A 3,081-nucleotide genomic window follows, 5' to 3' on the forward strand; every position below is an offset into this window, starting at 1 on the left:
TGCGGGTGCAGTTAGACTAGGTTGAGTGTTACCCATGTCTACCGACAAGTGTTACCTATGTCTCCCGGCTGAACACTGCGCTCAACCCAACCTACAAGGCGTCATCGCACCCATCAGGCCCCAAGCCGGAAACGTCCGACGCAATCATCCAGCAGCCGGCGCGACACCTGCAGCGCGGTTCCCGGCTCCACATCCCAGCTTTTCATTTGACCATCGACATTCATGCGCGCCAGGCCGTAGGCGAGTGCCCGGGTGGCCAGCAAGACGTCGTCGACCGTGGCATTGCGGATATCGCCTTGCGCCAGGGCCGCTTCAAGCAGGCGGCGCATTTCGTCGCGGATGCGATTGTTGGCAGCGGCAATGCCCGAGCCTTCGAAGTCGATCACGGCACGGGCGGAAATGACCTGGAAGTGTGTCGGGTTCTCGAACGCCCAATCGAGGAAGGCATAGCCCAGTGCCAGATATTGCCGCATGGCGGGTTGATCGCCGTTGGCGCTGAGCGCTGTTTGCATGTGCGTGCTGAGGCGGGCCATTGCTTCTTCAGCCACCGCCGTCAGCAGGGCCGTCTTGGACGGGAAGTGGCGAAACGGCGCACCGGGGGAGACGCCAACGCGTTTGGCTGCCTCGCGCACCGAGACATGCTCGATGCCGCCTTCTTCGATCAGTGCCACCGCAGCGTCGACCAAAGCGCGCTTGAGCGTGCCGTGGTGGTAAGCCCGTTCGTTATCTGACAAAACAATTTCTCCGTTATTCCGTGATGCATACAAAATCTTAAACAGTTTTCGTTGACGCTGTTCAGGCTCGAATGTAATCTGTGATTACATGATGTCAGGAGACATTATATGAAAGCGTTCACCGCATTGCGCGGCGGCGTTGTTTCTGAGCCACTGATGGCGATATAACCCCCGAAAAAATACCGCAGTTTTATTCAAGCTGATTTCACAAGCAATGGCGATTGCTTGTGCGGTATTTATCGAGCCCAAATTGGGTGAATCCACATGGAAGGTGAATCAACATGGTTAAAAAGAATACGATATTTCTGGCAATGCTTTTTACCTTGCCGATGGTAACGCAAGCCAAGGCGGAGGATGCACTCAAACCCCATATTGTGATTGATTCCCCAGCCAATGCACAGGTATTGAAAAAAGCAGCGATCATCCAGTTTCATGCGGAGAATATAAAGTTGGCACCGGTCTACTTTATTCCGGGTCGCAATGAAAAGAAGGATTTGAAAGGCTTCGGGCATTTGCATGTCTATCTGGATGGCCAAGCCTGGCATTGGGTTCATGGTGGCGAAGACCCGCTGGTCCTTGTCGGCCTTGCGCCCGGTGAGCATAAGATTCAGCTGGAATTGGCCGAGCCGGATCATGCACCTATTGATTCGCAGACGCTGACATTCACAATTGCCGGCGATAATACTTCACACGCTCATTGATCTGTAGGCTGGCGCAGCGCAAAGCGAAGCCCAGCAGTCTTTGGGCTGGCTTGGTTTAAGATTGGTTTGAATGAAGCCAATGAGAATCAGGCAATATATTGCATCAAATATTGTATGGCGCTTTTTGGGCTTCGCTTCGCGCTGTGCCAACCGGCAATACTGCGGATTAATCTGTTCAATTGCCCTGTTCGCGTGACGGATGCTGTGATCGCATGGCGGCCAGAAAGCCAAATACGATCACGAAATGTCAGGCATGGCGCTTGTTCGGCACACCGTTCGACTGGCCCATTTCCACCCTTCACCAAACATTCGTCTAGACGTCACGCCCATGTAATGTTCGCTTCCTAGACTCCGCTCCGTCTTCCTACACAACGCTCCGGAGTGCATTCCATGATTTCCAAAAGCCTTTTGGCGCTCGGCTTTGCCGCCGTTTCCGCCGCTGCCCTTGCCGATAGCACGATCACTGTTTACACGGCGCTCGAAGCCGATCAGATCAAGGCTTATCAAGAGAAGTTCGAGCAGGAAACCCCCGGTGTGAAGATCAAGTGGGTGCGCGATTCCACCGGCATCATCACCGCCAAGTTGCTGGCCGAAAAAGCCAACCCGCAAGCCGACGTGGTGATGGGTCTGGCGGCATCGTCGCTGCTGGTGCTGGAAAAAGAAGGCATGCTTCAGCCGTACGCACCCAAGGGCGTCGAGAAGCTGACCAAATCCTATGTGGATGGCGCAGCCACCCCGAGCTGGGTCGGCATGGACGTGTGGGGAGCTACGGTCTGTTTCAATACCGCTGAAGCCGCCAAGCAAGGCATCAAGAAGCCGGAATCCTGGAAAGACCTGCTCAAGCCGGAATACAAAGGCAAGATCGTGATGCCGAACCCGGCCTCGTCCGGTACCGGTTACTTCGACGTTTCCGCCTGGCTGACCCTGTTCGGCGAGAAGGGCGGTTGGGATTACATGGACAAGCTGCACGAGAACATCGCGCAATACGTTCACTCCGGCTCCAAGCCTTGCAAGCAAGCAGCGGCTGGCGAATTCCCGATCGGCATCTCGTTTGAATATCGCGGCGCTTCGCTGAAGAAAGACGGCGCACCGATCGATCTGGTGTTCCCGAAGGAAGGTCTGGGCTGGGATCTGGAAGCCACCGGCATCGTGAAGGGCACCAAGAATCTGGACGCCGCCAAGAAGCTGGCCGATTGGTCTGCCTCCAAGTCCGCCAATGAGCTGTATGAAAAGAACTTCGCCATTGTCGCCATGCCGGGCATTGCCAAGCCGATCCCGAACATTCCGGCGAATTACGAACAACTGCTGGTGAAGCAGGATCTGAAGTGGGCGGCCAACAATCGCGACAAGATCTTGGCCGAATGGACCAAGCGTTACGACAGCAAGTCCGCGCCGAAGTAATCCCGGCTCGCGCCTGCCAGAAAACCCTCGCCGTCACTTGGCGAGGGTTTTTTCATTGTGGCGAGCGTGCCGCCGGTAGGTTGGGTTGAATTGCAATGAAGCCCAACATTGCTCAAATTTAATGGCAACGGCGATCTGTTGGGCTTCGCTGCGTGTTCAGCCGGGAGACATAGGTAACACTTGTCGGTAGACATGGGTAACACTCAACCTAGTCTAACTGCACCCGCAGATCGATGGTGCGAATG

Annotated in this window: 3 protein-coding genes; 2 read left to right on the forward strand and 1 reads right to left on the reverse strand. The window is 55.3% G+C overall.

All coding sequences use genetic code 11. The features are described from left to right. Positions 1–113 precede the first annotated feature (113 nt). Positions 114–734, reverse strand: coding sequence for a TetR/AcrR family transcriptional regulator (locus BR41_RS21615; protein ID WP_051711591.1), 621 nt, complete (start codon positions 732–734; stop codon positions 114–116). A 281-nt stretch (positions 735–1,015) separates the two neighbouring features. Between BR41_RS21615 and BR41_RS21620 the strand changes: the two genes are divergently transcribed. Beyond that, on the forward strand, positions 1,016–1,435 hold the full coding sequence (locus BR41_RS21620; RefSeq protein ID WP_156970869.1) for a DUF6130 family protein: 420 nt from the start codon (positions 1,016–1,018) through the stop codon (positions 1,433–1,435). Between the two features lie 390 nt (positions 1,436–1,825). Then, the gene (locus BR41_RS21625) at positions 1,826–2,836 is read left to right on the forward strand and encodes a putative 2-aminoethylphosphonate ABC transporter substrate-binding protein (protein ID WP_035061493.1); all 1,011 of its coding nucleotides are present in this window, start codon (positions 1,826–1,828) and stop codon (positions 2,834–2,836) included. Positions 2,837–3,081: the final 245 nt, after the last annotated feature.

Origin of the sequence: Andreprevotia chitinilytica DSM 18519 (genome assembly GCF_000711875.1) — a bacterium.
Lineage (GTDB): Bacteria > Pseudomonadota > Gammaproteobacteria > Burkholderiales > Chitinibacteraceae > Andreprevotia > Andreprevotia chitinilytica.

Bases quoted from the DNA above. Each gene is read 5' to 3' on its own strand.
- BR41_RS21625 (WP_035061493.1), top strand. From the start codon at position 1,826: ATGATTTCCAAAAGCCTTTTGGCGCTCGGCTTTGCCGCCGTTTCCGCC.
- BR41_RS21620 (WP_156970869.1), top strand. From the start codon at position 1,016: ATGGTTAAAAAGAATACGATATTTCTGGCAATGCTTTTTACCTTGCCG.